Raw genomic sequence first — 13,670 nt, forward strand, 5'->3', positions numbered from 1 at the left:
CGTGCGGAGAGGCCCACCGGACGCGTCCGACGGGCCTCTCGCGCGTGTCACACCTTCACGGTCTGCCATGCCTCACGACGTACCGCGATCCTCGCGGCGTGGCGTGTCTTTCGCCCGCGTTACGGAACGACCGTGATGTGGTCGGGCACCGGGGGCGTGATCGACGGGTTCGCCGCGAGGTAGGCGGCGAAGGCGTCGATGTCCAGCGGGCCGCTCCACACGTCCGCGCCGTCCCTGAAGGCGAGGAACGCGTCACCGCCGCCGACCAGGAAGTTGTTGGCCGCGACCCTGATCGTCTGCGTGTCCGTCACGGCGACACCGTCGATCTTCATGTCGGAGACCTTCGAACCCCACGGCGCGCTCGCGCTGTAGGTGTAGGTGAAGTTCGACGACGGCTGCAGGATCTTGGTGAACGCCTGGGCGTTGGGACCGCCGACGAACTGCTGCTCGAGAACGGTCTTGAGCTGCGCCCCGGTGAGCGTGACCACCTGCATGAGGTTGTTGAACGGCTGGACCGTGAACGCCTCTCCGTACGTCACCACACCGTCTCCCTCACCGGCGGGCGAGCCCGCGTAGGTGAGGCTCGCCCGCACGCCGCCCGGGTTCATCAGGGCGATCTGGGCGTTGCCGCCGGTCCTGGTCGCGGCGAGCTGGCCGTCGGCGATGAGGTTGCCCAGAGGGGACTCCCCGGAGGCCACGGCGGTGTTGGTGATGTCCGCGGTGATCCGGCCGATCGGCCTGTTGGCCACCGCCGCGACGCGGTCCTTCCACGTCTGGACGAACGCGCCGATCTCCGGGTCGGGGGTGACGGTCCTGGTCACGACCTGGTTGTCGGCCACGACCGAGGAGCGCACGACGTCGCGGGTCCTGACGTCCACCTGGAAGTCGACCTTGGTGATGACCCGGCCGAAGGAGCCGCCCTGGCTGTAGAGGCGGGTGCCGCCCTTGGGGTCGGCCACCTGGCACAGGTACGCCTGGTGGGAGTGGCCGCTGAGGATCATGTCGATCTCGGCGTCGACCTGGGTGGCGATCCGGTTGCCCGCGCCGGGCTGGGCGGCGCACGCGTCGGGCGACTGGCCCGCGGTGACCTGGTCGCCCTCGTGCACGAGCACGACCTGGGCCTTGACGCCGACGATCTTGAGGAGCTTGGACGCGACGTTCGCGGCCTTCACCTCGTCGATGAACTCGAGGTTCTTGATGCCCTCGGCGGTGACGATGTTCGGGGTGGTCTGGGTGACCAGGCCGATGAAGCCGATCGGCACGCCGTTCATCCAGCGGATCGCGACCGGGGGCAGCGCGGGGATGCCGTAGTCCTTCAGGAGGTTGCGCAGCGAGCTGCCGCCCGTCCCGCCCAGGGCCTCCAGCGCCTCCTTCTCCGCGCCCCGCTCCGGCCGCTTGAAGATGACGTTCGCGCCGATATAGCTGTACTTCGCGCCCTTCCACGTACCGGCGGGCGAGCAGCCGTCCACCGGGTGGCAGCCACCGTTCATGATCCGCTTGAGCTCGGCGTACCCCTCGTCGAACTCGTGGTTGCCCACGGCGGAGGCGGTGACGCCGACCTTGCCGAGGAACTCCACCGAGGGCTCGTCGTGGTAGGCCGCGGAGATCAGGGGGGTGGCACCGATCAGGTCGCCCTGGGCGACCTTCAGCGTGTTCTTGTCGGAGAGCTGCTTGAGGTGGGTGGCGGCGAACGCGGCACCACCCGCGTCGACCGTGGCGCCGGTCTCGTCGACCATGCGGCCGGACGAACCGGTCGGCGGCTCGAGGTGGCCGTGGAAGTCGTTGAGGGAGAGCAGGCGGACCGGCACCGTCTTGGCGGGCTTGACGGCGGGGCCGGCGGGCTTGTTGCCCGCCTGGGCCGGTCCCATCGCGAGCACGAGACCGGCCCCGGCGAGCACGCCCGCCATGGCCAGCCGCTGGAAGGAACGAGACATCATGAACCACGACACTAAAGGGGCTACCTGTGCAAGGAATGACCGAGAGGTAACGATTCACCCGGCGGGTGCATGGCGCCTTTTGCCAGTCCCCGGTGAGCTCGGGAAAGACATGCCAGCTTAGAGTCCACACCATGAACGCGCGTGTGGAGTACCGAGGGTCGCTCGGCGAGCAAGAGGTGTCCGGCGTCCTCGCGGTGGTGGAGGCGGCCACGGAGGCCGACGGGGTCAGGCCGCTCAACGAACATGTGATGCTGCACCTGCGCTACGGCGGCGACGAACGGGCCGGAGCCGTGCTGCTGTACGCCGGGGACGACCTCGCGGGCTACGCCCACGTCGACCCGACCGACCCCGTCGAGGGACCCAGCGGGGAACTGGTCGTCCACCCGGCGTTCCGCGGGAGGGGATACGGGCGGCGGCTGCTGGAGGCGGTGCTCGACCACACCGGCGGGCACCTGCGCCTGTGGGCGCACGGCGGGCACCCGGCCGCCGAGGCCCTCGCCCGCTCGGCGGGATTCGACAAGGTCAGGTCCCTGTGGCGGATGCGCCGCTCCCTGTCCTCCGACATCCCCGGCTTCGAGCTTCCCGAGGGGGTACGGCTGCGCACGTTCGAGCCCGGCACCTCCGACCGGGAGGCGTGGGTGGCGCTCAACGCCAAGGCCTTCGCCCGGCACCCCGAGCAGGGGGCGTGGACGATCGAGGACCTGGAGCGGCGCGAGCGGGAGCCCTGGTTCGACCCGGCCGGATTCTTCCTCGCCGTACGGCCGGGCGGTCCCGGGGACGGCGACCGGCTGGTGGGCTTCCACTGGACCAAGGTCCACGGTGACGGCGACCACGCGCACGAACCCCTCGGCGAGGTGTACGTCGTCGGCGTCGACCCCGCCGAGCAGGGCGGCGGCCTGGGCAGGTCGCTCACCCTCGCCGGCCTGGCGTACCTGAGGTCGCGGGGCCTGAGCCAGGTGATGCTGTACGTGGACGAGGACAACCCGGCGGCGCTCCGCCTGTACGAGAAGCTGGGCTTCACCCGGTGGGACGTCGACGTGATGTACCGGAAGTAGAGACGTCCTCCGCCTGACGTACCGAAAGGCGGGGACGCACCCTGGAAGCAGGGCGCGCCGGACCGGGTTCACTCCCGGTCCGGCGCGGTCACCCGAGGACTACTCGACCATCCAGTGGAGCGCGAAGTAGGACAGCGCGGCGACGAACGCGGCGGCCGGGATCGTGAGGACCCAGGCGGTCACGATGTTGCCCGCGACGCCCCAGCGCACGGCCGACAGGCGCTTGGTGGCGCCCACGCCCATGATCGCGCTGGTGATCGTGTGGGTGGTGGAGATGGGGGCGCCGAAGCCGATGGCCGCGGTGTAGAGCACGGTCGCCGCGGCCGTCTCCGCGGCGAACCCCTGCGGGGGATCGAGCGCGATGATCCGGCGCCCGAGCGTCCGCATGATCCGCCAGCCGCCCGCGTACGTGCCGAGCGAGATGGCCGTGGCGGCGGCGAGGATGACCCACTGGGGGATCGGGTCACCGTCGTTCTGGTAGCCGCCGACCACGAGGGCCAGGAAGATGACGCCCATGGTCTTCTGCGCGTCCTGGAGGCCGTGGCCCAGCGCCATCGCCGCGGCGGACACGGTCTGCGCGTGGCGGAAGCCCCGGTTGGTCTTCGTTGGCTGGGAGCGCCGGAATCCCCACAGGATTCCGATCATGATGAGCCCGGCGAGGCTGAAGCCGATCAACGGAGACAGGATCATCGGGATGACGACCTTCTCCAGCACTCCGTCCCAGTGGACGGTGCTCGCCGAGGCGATCGCGGAGCCGACCAGGCCGCCGATCAGGGCGTGACTGCTCGACGAGGGGAGGCCGAAGTACCACGTGACGAGGTTCCAGGTGATCGCGCCGACCAGACCCGAACCGACGATGACGAGACCGTGGCTTCCTTGCGGGGCGTCGATGATGCCCTTGCCGACGGTCGCCGCCACCTGCGTACCGAGATGCGCACCCAGGAAGTTCATGGCCGCGGCCATGAACAGCGCGGCCCTCGGCGTCAGCGCGCGCGTCGAGACGGAGGTCGCGATCGCGTTCGCGGCGTCGTGGAAACCGTTGGTGTAGTCGAACACCAACGCCACGACCACCACGCCGATGACGAGTGCGAGCGTGAGATCCACTTAGCTTTCCTTGACCGCGATCGACTCGATCGTGTTGGCCACGTGCTCGAAGGCGTCGGCGGCCATCTCGAGCTGATCGATGACCTCCTTCATCTTGAGGACGGTCAACGCGTCGTACTCCCCGCCGAAGAGCTTGGCGAGAAGGCGGCGGTAGACCTGGTCGGCCTGGTTCTCCAGCCGGTTGATCTCGATCCAGTACTCGTTGAGGTTCTTCATCGAGCGCAGCCGCGGCATGGCCTCGGCGGTGAGCTCGGCGGCGCGCTCCAGGACCTCGACCTGCCGGACGACCTCCTTGGGGAGGTGGTCGATCTGGTACAGGACGATCAGGTCGGCCGCCGCCTCCATGTAGTCCATGACGTCGTCGAGGTTCGAGGCGAGGCGGTAGATGTCCTCGCGGTCGAAGGGGGTGATGAAGCTCTCGTTGAGCCGATTCATGATCGCGTGAGTGCGCTCGTCGCCGGCGTGCTCACATGCGCGCATCTTCTCGGCCAGGGCTTCCCGGTCCGATCCGTCACTGATGATCTCTACCAGCAGACGGGACGCTGTGACGAGGTTGTTCGCCGAGTCGGCGAACAAGTCGTAGTAGCTGTCCTCACTAGGTGTGAGACGCAGGCGCACGTCGTTCTCCAGATGTGCGGGGATGGTCCGCAGAGAAGGGTACGGGTTACCAGCGGAAATGCGAACTTCACCTGCCAGACACGCACTCTTCGTGATGTCGTTACCCGGCGGGTACCCGGCGACACACGGCTTGAGGCAGTCTTGCGAGCATCTTTCCGGTGACCGTTTTTGCTAGTTTTCGGCCACATTATGCCGAAGGCAGGTCACGTATGGGACTCTCTCCCCCGGATCATCGTCCGGCGCGTCGCCCCCACTCCCCCCCGAAGCCCCCGCTTCCACGACGTTTCCCCGAGATCCACCGTGGTCGGGCAGACCAGCCGCCCCCGCGAACAATCAGGGTGATTTCCATCACGGCCCCTTGCTAAACCGCGTTCGGGCCCCTCACGAGAGTCCGCGCCCTCCCCCACCGACGATCATGGAAATCAGATGGGAGTCCGGTGGAAGTTGAGGTACGAACGGCTCGGCGTCGGCCCCCGCTGCCCCTGGTAGCGCGACCCGTACTTCTCCGAACCGTAGGGATACTCCGCCGGGGAGCTGAGCCTGAACATGCAGAGCTGACCGATCTTCATACCGGGCCAGAGCTTGATCGGCAGCGTCGCGACGTTGGAGAGCTCCAGCGTGACGTGCCCGCTGAACCCGGGGTCGATGAACCCGGCCGTCGAGTGCGTCAGCAGCCCCAGCCTGCCCAGCGAGCTCTTGCCCTCCAGCCGCGAGGCGATGTCGTCCGGCAGCGTGACGACCTCGTACGTGCTCGCCAGCACGAACTCCCCCGGATGCAGGATGAACGGCTCATCCTTGTCCGGTTCGACCATCCGCGTCAGATCGGGCTGCTCGACCGCCGGATCGATGTGGGGGTACCGGTGATTCTCGAAGACTCTGAAGTAGCGGTCCAGGCGTACGTCAACGCTGGACGGCTGGATCATCTCCGGCTGGAAGGGATCGATCCTGACCCTTCCGGCCTCGATCTGAGCGGCGATGTCACGATCGGAAAGCAGCACGTGTGGAACCTACCAACGGCGGAGCTTCGAAGCTCGCCCCCGGGAGAGGAACCTGGCAACGGCGGAGCCGTGAAGCCCGCCTTCGGAGGGAACGCATGAATCTTGCTCCCGGGAGGGACGAGAGTCGCCCAACTTTCCGCTAGAGTGGTGACTCGCGGCACGCCGCACGCGGGTGTAGTTCAATGGCAGAACATCAGCTTCCCAAGCTGACAGCGCGGGTTCGATTCCCGTCACCCGCTCCAAGAGCGAAGGCCCAGGTCAGGGATGGATTCCCGACCAGGGCCTTACTTGTTTCCCAGACTGTTCGATCTTCTCGGGCCATTAGCGGGCCATTAGCTCCGTGATCACCCTGCGGGCATCTCATCGGCGTCGCCGTCGTTCCGCTTCTCCAATTGCCTGTCGATCGCGTCCGTGATCGCCCTGTCCGCACCCCGTACGGCGTGCTGATAGATCATCGCGGCACGCACGTTGTCATGTCCCATCCGGGCCATCAGATCCTTGAGACCCGCACCCGACTCGGCGGCGAGCATGTTGCCCGTGTGTCGAAGATCATGGAAGTGCAGGCCCGGCATGCCCATCTCCTTGACCACGTCCACCCAGCGCGTGCGGGTGTTGAAGCCGCTCCGCCGCAGTGGCCCGCCCTTCGCACCCGGGAACAGCAGCGCACCCGGCTCGTCCTGAACGTAGGTGGCGATGTGCTCGCGCAGTGCCGAAACGATGTCCTTGGGAATGCCGACCACCCGCCGGCCCGCCTTGGACTTGGGCGGACCGAGGACCAGACCACCGGTCGAGCGTTCCACGAAGACCGCCCGGATGCGTACCGTTCCCGCGTCGAGGTCGACGTCCGTACGACGGAGCGCGCTCACCTCACCCCATCGCAGACTGGCGAAGGTGGCCAGGAGCACCAGGGCGCGGAAGCGCCGGTCATGAGTGCAGTCGGCCCGTCCGCTCGTCCCCATCTTCCACAGTGCCCGTTCGGCGTCGGCACGGCCGGTGAAGACCTCGGGATGGGTCCGCATCTCGCCGTGCCGTTGGAAGCGCAACCGGTAGGCGTTGTCCTTGAGCTTGCGGACGTTGCCGACCGGACGACGACCCACGAGATCGGCCAACTCGAAGACCTGGGCCACGGTGAGCACCGGGCGCTCCTGGGCGTGCTCGTCGCCGGCCCCGCGAATCCGGCACGGATTGCGCGAGATGATGTGGTCCTCTTCGACCGCCGTCATCAGCACGGCCCGCAGCAGGCGATACGCCTTGGCCGCCACGCTGACCGAGACCCCGTTGCCGAGCAGGTCGGCCCGCCACTGCCGAACCATCGCGGTGGACATCTTCCCGACTGCGGCACTGCCGAGATACGGGGTGATGTGTTTCTTGAGCAGCCAGCGATAGAGATCAATCGTGCGCGGCCGGAGGCTAGGACGCTGGGAGATCCACGTCTCGGCGTACTCCTTGAGCTTGATCTTGCCGCGTTCCGGGTCGGTCCACTCGCCCCGAATGATCTGTGCCTCGATCAGCGACAGCGCCCGTTCCGCGTCTGACTTGCGTTCGTAGGTGTCGGTACCGCTGCGCATCTGTCCATCAGGGCCGGGGTAGCGGATCTGGTAGCGGCCGGACTCGCGCTTGCGGATGTTGCCGAAACGTCGGTGACCGTCTCTGTTGGCCATCAGGCCGCCCTCCCGGTGATGTCGGAAGCCGCCAGGGGTTCGACCGTCCCCGCAGCGACGAAAGCGAGTAGTGCGGACTCTCGGATGCGGACGTGACGGCCGATCTTCACGAACTCGATCCGGCGTTCCGCGATCAGTCGACGGATGAAGCGCTCCGAGGTGTGGAGCAGTGCGGCGGCCTCGTGCGCCTTGAGCAGTTCGTCCAATGGGTTCTCCTGTCAGGCAGCCAGTGAAGTTGCCGAAAGCTCTGGAACAGAGAGGCCGTCCGCTCTGGCCTGGAGTTCGATCAGGCGTGCGCGGGTGCGCTGACGGTTGGCGACCTCACGCAGCAGCCGTTTGGCCAGCGGGGTGCGGTTGGGATCCTTGGAGGAGACCGGCCGCCAGACGTAGCGGTGCGGATCGGTCACCGTCTCGTCGGGAAGGCCGAGCATGTCGAGCACCCAGGCCCGGCGATCCTGCTTGTGCTCTCGGAGGGTCTTGTTGGACCACTTACGGGAGACCAGGACGCGACGGCCCGCATAGCCGAGGTGTTCGGCCTTGTGCGCCTTGCCCTTGCACCGGCCCGGCAACATGCCCGCCTTGGCACCCTTGGGCTGCACGCCGTACCGCAGCCAGTTCGGGCAGGTCGGCGAGCACGGTTCGTAGCGCAGCGCCTCGACCATGCGGGTCGCGTGGTCGCGACGGGCGTGGTTGTCCGGATCCTCAGGGTCGAGGGGGTCACCGAGGCTCTTGGTCAGGTACTTCGACAGGTAGCCGATGCACTGGTCAGCGTCCGGCGATCCGGCGAGCACGCCCTGAACATCGACTTGAGTACCGAAGCGCACCACGTGCAGCGGTTCGGCCGCCTCGTCGGTGCCGAGCTGGTCGAGCGCCTCGTCCCACGTTGGCAGCAGTTCCCCGGTCGCCGGGTCGAGGTAGTCGCCGGCCTGCCCGTCCGGGTAGGGCTCAGCGCGTTCGGCCCGCTCGCTCCAGACCGGCAGGTGTTCACCGTCGAAGCGAACTTCGTCGACGGACGGCCACCACACCTGGTGATAGGTGGCGGCGGCGATGGCCTTGACCTCCGCACGCGGCATGGTCCCGCGGATCGCCATGTGCAAGTGCGGGGCGAGCCGCTTCTGTGGTTCGACAGAGGCGAAGTACTGCACGTCATAGCCCGCCACCCGGCGAAGGTTCTGCACGAACCGATCGACGAGCTTGGAGAAGTGCAGTGCATCGCGAGCCGCCGCCGCGTAGTCGTACGTGCTCGGGTTGACCGGCACACCGTTGCGAACGCGCCCGTACGAGGGAAGCGTCAGCGTGACGAACAGGGACGGCCGGTAGACCTTGCCGTCAGAGGCGATGAAGGTCCGCCCGAGGGTCGTGTCCTGCTTGGCCCGCTTGGGCAGATCCGGCGCATCCTGGCGACGCCTCGTCGAGCGCGAGCGCTTGGGAGTCGACCGCCCACCCAGGACGTTGCCCCGCATCCCAGCGGCGTTGATCTCCGCATCGATCCCGGCGATCGCCTCGTCCCAGTCAAGGGTGCCTTCCCCGTCCCTCTCGGCCTCGTCCCGCTTGGCCTGCACATCGGCCCGGAACTCGATCAGCCACCGCTGGTCTTCGGTGGAGGGGTTGGGTTCGGCGATCGGTTCGTGGTCGAGGTGCCAGCCTTCCCGGCACTGTGCCCGGCGGAGCTGGCGGTTGCGGGTGGCGCACGGCGGGCACTTGGCCTCCTGCGTGGCGCCGCAGGGGATGTTGAACGACTCGGAAGTGCCGGTGTGGGTGTCGAGGCGCCGCAACTCGATCGGGCGGATGCAGACGCCGTTGTTCTTGGCTACCTCGATCGCGACGTCCAGGGCGAAGGGCAGGGTGTCACGGGCGAGGCGGGGCAAGGTGCGGTCGGAGCCATCGGGCGGGGTGGCGGACGGTGGAACAGGAGGGGTGTCGGTCACATGGCCTCCTCTCGGTCGACCACATCAGCGGTGATCCGGCAGGCGTCGCTGTAGGGGTCTTTGCGGAGCCGGGCGGTGTCGAGATCGACGATCACCGTCACTTCGGCGAGGTCGGAGCCGTCGAACGTCCGCAGCCGCCGGAAGGGCAGGCCCTCGATCTCGGCCGGGGTGCCGTGCAGGGTGACTCTCATCAGGCCCCCTCAACCATCAGCGGCAGCGTGTCAGCGGTGAACACGGCGACCATGTCGCGGATATCGGCATCGGAGACGTAGCCGGCACGGGCACGCATCGGCTCGGGTGAGGTCTCCAGACGGGTGTAGGCGATGCCCGCGCCGAGGTCCGGCTGAGGTGGGATCAGGTCGGCCAGTGCGCCCCGATCCCGAGCGCCGTCACCGAGGACCATGTCCACCTGTTCGGACTCGTCCAGCCGCAGCGCGATCTTGTCGGGGAACAGGTTGCGGATGCTCAGCACGTCCTTGCGCGGGTCCTGCAACGCCGCCAGGACGCCGACCCCCACCGCACGACCCTGTGTGGTCAACGTCGCCAGCGCTGCCGAGATGCGGAGCTTGAGCCCCTTGTCGGACTGGTAGGCCGTCAGGAACGCCACCTCGTCGACCACCACCAGGACGAACGGGTCATCGACGGTAGGAACGTGGTTGCGCTGGACTCCGGCGAACCGGCCCGCCCTCTCCTGCATGATCTTCACGGCAGCTTCCAGCAGATCGGCGCACGTGGCCGGGTCGGCGGCGTAGCGGTCGAACAGGTCACGGCCGAAGGACAGTTCCATCAGCTTGGGATCCAGCGCCCAGATCTCGACCAGGCCCGCCCGTACCGCAGGCAGCAGGCCCCGGATCGTGGACCAGATGATCGAGCCCTTGCCCGCCCCGGTGGCCCCGGCGACCAGGACGTGAGTGCCGTGGACCTTGAGCCGCCACGGGGTGCCGTCCTCCTGCTTGCCGATCTCGACAGGCCCCACCGACGCCACGGCGGGAATCGGTAGAGCGGGTAAGGGGACAGCCAGCGGATCGCGCCGGGGGAAGGCCAGCAGCAGACGGCCCGACCGGGCGACGGTCACTCGGCACGAGGTGGCGCCGAAGCCATGGGCCAGGTGCTCAATGCGGTCGGACCAGTCCTTGACCGACTGTCCGGCGAGCATCTTCACCGTGACCAGGTCCGCCCACGAGGTGCAGGTGACGCGGACGAGGCGGGGCAGGTAGTCCCGGCCGCGCAGGTTCCGGCCGAGCCCGGAGACGATCATCACCGGTTGCCAGTGCCGCCGATACACCCACACCAGCCGCCACCAGGCCAGCAGCCGCCAGCCCACCAGGCGCAGGAACGAGGCCCGATCGACCAGCCGCCACGTGGTGAGAGCGACAGGCACCAGGACCAGAAGCGCGATGCCCCACTGCCAGCCGTACAGCCAGCTCAGCGCGCCGGGAGCGACGGCGACAGGTGAGGCGATCGGGTAGCGCCACAGCAGCCGCACGGCACCGGCCAGCAGCCGCCAGGTGAAGATGACGATGGTGACGATGGCGGGGGTCTTGAGGACGGCCGGGCGGAACACCACAGCCGTGTCGGGGGTCGTGGTGACGAGGTGTTGCGCCTCGTCACCGGGTAGTTTTTTGAACATAGGCTTGAGCCCTCTCTTGATTTGCTGTCTGGGGAGACGAGGGGCCGCCGGAATGCCAGTTCCAGCGGCCCCACTTACGTGTCAGGCCGCTTTGCCCTGGTCGAGCTCGTTGGCCGGGGTGGTGAACTTGCTCTCGACCGAGCGGGCGAACTGGTCGGCCTCGTGGGCGAGCTGGCGGGCGAACTCGACGTCGGAGGCCGTCACGAGGTCGCCGGCCGAGGTGGTGACCAGGAGCGAGACGGCGCCGAAGTCGAGCGCCAGGACCGGGGTCCGGGCCGGGTAGGGGTGGTTGGTGGCACGGGCGCCACGGCCGGTGTTGAGAGTGATGGTGCTGATGCGGTGAGTCCTGCGACGCGTCATCAGGCGACGTCCTTTCCAACGGTGGAGGTGTGCTTGGCAGGTGCGGGAGCTGAGGCGACGGGACCGGTGCGCGGGGCACGCATCTCGCGGACCTTGATGGAGTAGGCGAGGCGTCCGGCGCCGTTGACGTACGGGGTGGCGGTGACGTGGTCGAACTCGACCGGGGTGAAGGGCAGGTTCGGCATGGGGGTCGGCGGAACGGGCTGGACCGGGGCGAGGATCTTGACGGCCACGGTCTTCTGTCCGGGCTTGACGGTCGGGTCGGCGTCCATGACCGCCACCTGCCAGACGAGTTCTCCGGTGGTCTTGTCGCGGGACTGGACGAAGCGGCCGTTGGTGGAGGCGTCGAAGTCCTTGACCGCCTCGACCTCCCCGACGACGTAGCAGCCGTGCGGGAAGACCTGGGCGAAGCTGACGGGGATGGGTCCTTGCAGGGCCATGATGGCACTCCTCTTGTCAACTGACAGGCACTTAACCTATCAACTGACTTGAGAGTACGACGATCGAGCTTGGTAGGTCAAGTGACTAGGCGAAGATGACGGCGGCGTCGGTGATCCGATGGACAATCATCAGGGCAACGACAGCGACATTCCAGGAGGATCTGGTGCGAATCTTGTGGGGCTGCTTAGTCATAGGCGTGATTTCCCCACTGGTCGGACTGTTCCTATTGATCATGATCCCGGTGTGGCGTGACGAGGCTCGACTCGACGATTTCCACCAGCGAGTACTGGCCTATCCACTACCGCCCGAGACCCGCACCATGGGCGACAGCGCCGCCACCGTCGGCAAGATATTCGGCGGAAACGGCGACTACTGTGAGTATCAGATCCGACTGACGCTTCAAACTGGCTTGCCACAAGAGAAGATCTTGGCCTACTACGAGAAGGCCGCCATCGCCGGAGCCGACGCCAGAGAGAAAGCACAGGTCTCTCTGGGCTCCGACGAAGACATCGACGAGAGTGGAGCCGTCATCGTGGAGTTCGGAGCCATCACCGACAGTGATTGGAACTGGAACTGCACATAGGCGCCAGTTTGGTCACCCGATTGGGTAGGCGTCTTCCAGTTCATGCCGGTCGGCGGGAAGCAGGACCTCCACCACGGCCAGAGCCGTACCCGAAGCATCCCGGACGGCACCGTAGACAGCCAGCAGCGGCGTGTTCTTGGGCATGACGAGTTGCTTGGCCTCGTCGCTCGTGGGCACGCGTGCGGTGATCTGCTCCACCACGTGGTCGAAGCGCACGCCCTTGCGGGACTGGAGGTGCTCCCGGAGTCCCTGGGCCAGAGGTTCGGCGCTGGTCAGGTCGGTGCCCTGGGACAGCTCGACCGGCAGCCACAGCGAGACCATCTCGGTCGGCTCACCGTCCCGGCTGACGAGTCGCCGGCGCAGGAACGCCTTGCTCTTCGGGGCGAGGCCGAGCAGGGAGGCGATGCGGTTGGGGGCAGTGATCGCCGCCGTCTCGATGACCTCGCCCTGTGACGCGCTCTCCGGAGCGATCAGATATGCCTGTCCAGTTCGTGGCTGTTCGGCCGAGGCGAGAGCCGGGCGTCCCCGCACGAAACGGCCCTTGCCTTGCTGGGAGTCGATCCAGCCCTGTTCGCGGAGCACGCGCAGTGCGGCGACGACGGTGGGCCGGGAGACGCCGAACTCGTTGATGAGCTGGTTCTCACTGGGCAGGAGTGAGCCCGGAGGGTAGTCCCCCGACTCGATGCGCCGTTGAAGTGCCTGAACAAGTTGGGCGTACTTCGGAGGCACGGACTCTAGTGACATTACGACCGTCCATCACCCGACAGGTTGTTTGACCAAGTCAGAGCGTAACCTGGCCTCCCCCTGCCTGTCACGTCACCGGAAGGCAAGGGGAGCGAGAACAGAGAGGGTCCCGGCAGGCAGAGAGAGGGAAGAAGGGCGCCGCGGTTACACGGGTGGGGCCGCATACGCCGTCTCTGCTACCTGCCGGGACGTGATCAGACGCGACGGGGCAGCGGTAACGCTCTTCGGTGCCCTCCGCACCAAAGGACACCACCCCGCCGCGCCCGCCTATCGACCGACGTACTCGGCCAGAACCTGGGCAGCGCCCGCCACGTCGCTGATCGGGTGGCGCTTCTCGGCCGACTGCCAGGAGTAGAAGGCGCCGCCGTAGCCGACGAACACCCACACCGGCAGGCCGACCTGTGGACGGGGAATCATCAGCGCACTGTCGTTGTCGCGCAGTTCGGCCCGCACGTCGAGCCGCAGCAACGCGTTCCGCAGCCGAGCGAGGGCATGCGCCTCGTTCTGCTGGCGTTCCTGCTGAAGGCAGGCCGCAGCGGTCTGCATGATCGGATTCATCTCACGTTCCTTTCGACCCGGCCGGTTGCGAGGCAGTCGAGACATTCCTGTTC

The 13,670-nt window shown here is 67.4% G+C and carries 15 protein-coding genes and 1 tRNA gene; 3 read left to right on the plus strand and 13 right to left on the minus strand.

What is annotated here, in order from left to right:
* Window positions 1–119 precede the first annotated feature (119 nt).
* Window positions 120–1,937: a bifunctional metallophosphatase/5'-nucleotidase gene (locus ACTOQ1_RS25010; RefSeq protein ID WP_440070452.1), complete on the minus strand. Its 1,818-nt coding sequence runs from the start codon at window positions 1,935–1,937 to the stop codon at window positions 120–122.
* A 131-nt stretch (window positions 1,938–2,068) separates the two neighbouring features.
* Here ACTOQ1_RS25010 and mshD point away from each other — a divergent pair, with 131 nt between their 5' ends.
* Window positions 2,069–2,992 (plus strand): mycothiol synthase, encoded by a 924-nt coding sequence (mshD, locus tag ACTOQ1_RS25015; RefSeq protein WP_440070453.1) that lies wholly within the window; start codon window positions 2,069–2,071, stop codon window positions 2,990–2,992.
* Window positions 2,993–3,091: 99 nt separating this feature from the next.
* Here mshD and ACTOQ1_RS25020 read toward each other — a convergent pair whose 3' ends face one another.
* From ACTOQ1_RS25020 to dcd, 3 genes are all read right to left on the minus strand, one after another.
* A complete protein-coding gene (locus ACTOQ1_RS25020; protein WP_440070454.1) occupies window positions 3,092–4,096 on the minus strand; it encodes an anion permease in 1,005 nt (334 codons plus the stop codon).
* Window positions 4,097–4,714 (minus strand): DUF47 domain-containing protein, encoded by a 618-nt coding sequence (locus ACTOQ1_RS25025; RefSeq protein ID WP_030924556.1) that lies wholly within the window; start codon window positions 4,712–4,714, stop codon window positions 4,097–4,099.
* Between the two features lie 422 nt (window positions 4,715–5,136).
* Window positions 5,137–5,712, minus strand: coding sequence for a dCTP deaminase (gene dcd, locus ACTOQ1_RS25030; RefSeq protein WP_440070455.1), 576 nt, complete (start codon window positions 5,710–5,712; stop codon window positions 5,137–5,139).
* 168 nt (window positions 5,713–5,880) lie between these two features.
* Between dcd and ACTOQ1_RS25035 the strand changes: the two genes are divergently transcribed.
* Window positions 5,881–5,954: transfer RNA gene (locus tag ACTOQ1_RS25035), tRNA-Gly, on the plus strand.
* A 102-nt stretch (window positions 5,955–6,056) separates the two neighbouring features.
* Here ACTOQ1_RS25035 and ACTOQ1_RS25040 read toward each other — a convergent pair.
* The 7 genes from ACTOQ1_RS25040 to ACTOQ1_RS25070 form a co-directional block, all read right to left on the minus strand.
* Window positions 6,057–7,373: a tyrosine-type recombinase/integrase gene (locus ACTOQ1_RS25040; protein WP_440070456.1), complete on the minus strand. Its 1,317-nt coding sequence runs from the start codon at window positions 7,371–7,373 to the stop codon at window positions 6,057–6,059.
* Window positions 7,373–7,579, minus strand: a complete 207-nt coding sequence (locus ACTOQ1_RS25045) for a helix-turn-helix domain-containing protein (RefSeq protein ID WP_089212647.1) — start codon at window positions 7,577–7,579, stop codon at window positions 7,373–7,375. The genes ACTOQ1_RS25040 and ACTOQ1_RS25045 overlap by 1 nt, the downstream gene beginning before the upstream one ends.
* A 12-nt stretch (window positions 7,580–7,591) precedes the next feature.
* Entirely contained in the window at window positions 7,592–9,301 is a 1,710-nt protein-coding gene (locus ACTOQ1_RS25050; protein ID WP_440070457.1) for a replication initiator, read from the minus strand.
* Entirely contained in the window at window positions 9,298–9,492 is a 195-nt protein-coding gene (locus ACTOQ1_RS25055; RefSeq protein WP_440070458.1) for a hypothetical protein, read from the minus strand. The genes ACTOQ1_RS25050 and ACTOQ1_RS25055 overlap by 4 nt, the downstream gene beginning before the upstream one ends.
* Window positions 9,492–10,931, minus strand: coding sequence for an FtsK/SpoIIIE domain-containing protein (locus ACTOQ1_RS25060; RefSeq protein WP_440070459.1), 1,440 nt, complete (start codon window positions 10,929–10,931; stop codon window positions 9,492–9,494). The genes ACTOQ1_RS25055 and ACTOQ1_RS25060 overlap by 1 nt, the downstream gene beginning before the upstream one ends.
* Window positions 10,932–11,012: 81 nt before the next feature.
* Complete coding sequence (locus ACTOQ1_RS25065) at window positions 11,013–11,291, minus strand: hypothetical protein (protein WP_440070460.1); 279 nt, start codon at window positions 11,289–11,291, stop codon at window positions 11,013–11,015.
* Window positions 11,291–11,731, minus strand: coding sequence for a plasmid replication, integration and excision activator (locus tag ACTOQ1_RS25070; RefSeq protein ID WP_440070461.1), 441 nt, complete (start codon window positions 11,729–11,731; stop codon window positions 11,291–11,293). Before ACTOQ1_RS25070 ends, ACTOQ1_RS25065 begins: the two co-directional genes overlap by 1 nt.
* Before the next feature lie 197 nt (window positions 11,732–11,928).
* On the opposite strand from ACTOQ1_RS25070, the gene ACTOQ1_RS25075 reads away from it, so the two are divergent.
* Window positions 11,929–12,315, plus strand: a complete 387-nt coding sequence (locus ACTOQ1_RS25075) for a hypothetical protein (protein ID WP_440070462.1) — start codon at window positions 11,929–11,931, stop codon at window positions 12,313–12,315.
* 12 nt (window positions 12,316–12,327) lie between these two features.
* Here the strand turns inward: ACTOQ1_RS25075 and ACTOQ1_RS25080 are convergent, their stop codons facing one another.
* Window positions 12,328–13,059 carry a GntR family transcriptional regulator gene (locus ACTOQ1_RS25080; protein WP_440070463.1) on the minus strand — a complete coding sequence of 244 codons (732 nt, stop codon included), beginning with the start codon at window positions 13,057–13,059 and terminating at the stop codon, window positions 12,328–12,330.
* Between the two features lie 267 nt (window positions 13,060–13,326).
* The gene (locus ACTOQ1_RS25085) at window positions 13,327–13,617 is read right to left on the minus strand and encodes a hypothetical protein (RefSeq protein WP_440070464.1); all 291 of its coding nucleotides are present in this window, start codon (window positions 13,615–13,617) and stop codon (window positions 13,327–13,329) included.
* Window positions 13,618–13,670: the final 53 nt, after the last annotated feature.

The sequence above is a fragment of the Streptosporangium sp. OZ121 genome, from assembly GCF_051918885.1.
Lineage (GTDB): Bacteria > Actinomycetota > Actinomycetes > Streptosporangiales > Streptosporangiaceae > Streptosporangium.